The following is a 1415-nucleotide window of genomic DNA, read 5'->3' as shown; positions in this document are numbered from 1 at the left end:
CACCCCCGCGAACACCGGGAACTCCCGATACAGACCCCGACCCATCCCCGCCCACTGACCACCCTGACCGGAGAACACGAACGCCGACCTGCCCGGGGTGGCAGTGCCCGTGACGATTCCGGGTTCTCCGCCGATCAGCGCGTCCAGGCCGGCCGGGTCCGTCAGCACGGCACGGTGCGGGAAACGGGCCCGCGCGGCCAGGTCCGCGGCCACCTCGGCCGGTGTGACCTCGGGGTGTTCGGCGAGGAATCCGCGCAGCCTGCGGGCCTGGTCACGCAGGGCCGCGTCCGACTTCGCCGACAGCAGCCACGGCACCGGCACCGCGGGCGCGGGCGTGGGCGTGGAAGCGGCGGGGGACCCGGGATCCGAAGCGGGATCGTGGGCGGCGGACTCGGGCGACGTCTTCTCGGCCGGGTCCGGGGCCGGTGCCTCCAGAATCACGTGCGCGTTGGTACCGCTGATGCCGAACGCCGAGATGCCCGCGCGACGCGGGTGACCGTTGTCGGGCCAGGGCCGGGCCTCGGTGAGCAGCCGGACGCTCCCGGACTCCCAGTCGACGTGCGAGGTCGGCGCATCGACGTGCAGCGTCGACGGCAGTTGCCCGTGCCGCATCGCCATGATCATCTTGATCACACCCGCCACACCGGCCGCCGCCTGGGTGTGGCCGATGTTCGACTTCACCGACCCCAGCCACAACGGCTCCACCCGGTCCCGGCCGTACGTCGCCAGCAGCGCCTGAGCCTCGATCGGGTCACCGAGCGTCGTCCCCGTACCGTGCGCCTCCACCGCGTCCACCTCGGACGCCTCCAACCCGGCATTGGCGAGGGCCTGACGGATCACCCGCTCCTGCGAGGGGCCGTTCGGCGCGGTCAGGCCGTTGGACGCACCGTCCTGATTGACCGCCGAACCCCGCACCACCGCCAGCACCCGGTGACCGTTGCGACGGGCGTCCGACAACCGCTCCAGCAGCACGACACCCGCACCCTCACCCCACGCCGTACCATCCGCGGCCTCGGCGAACGCCTTCACCCGCCCGTCCGCCGCAAGCCCCCGCTGCCGCGAGAACTCGACGAACCCGGACGGGGTCGCCATCACCGTCACACCGCCGGCCAGGGCCAGCGAGCACTCCCCCGAGCGCAACGCCTGCGCCGCCAGGTGGATCGCCACCAGCGACGACGAACACGCCGTGTCCACCGACACCGCCGGACCCTCCAGCCCCAGCAGGTACGACACCCGCCCGGAGGTCACACTCGTCGCCGTGCCCGTCGAGAGGTAGCCCTCCAGGTCGGGCGGCTGCGCCCCGGCGCCATAGCCCGAGGACCAGATGCCGGTGAAGACGCCCGTCCGGCTGCCCCGCAACGACGTCGGATCGATCCCCGCGTCCTCGAACGTCTCCCACACCGTCTCCAGCAGCA

At 72.9% G+C, this 1415-nt stretch carries 1 protein-coding gene; it reads right to left on the bottom strand.

The window, feature by feature from the left end:
• A partial coding sequence (locus tag ACFV1W_RS40650) for a type I polyketide synthase (protein WP_380422618.1) occupies positions 1 to 1415 on the bottom strand: 1415 nt, incomplete at both ends.

Origin of the sequence: Kitasatospora sp. NPDC059648 (assembly GCF_042734825.1) — a bacterium.
Taxonomy (GTDB): Bacteria; Actinomycetota; Actinomycetes; order Streptomycetales; family Streptomycetaceae; genus Kitasatospora.
Note: the sequence above shows the minus strand (reverse complement) of the source record. Positions and strands in the feature narration are given on the sequence as shown.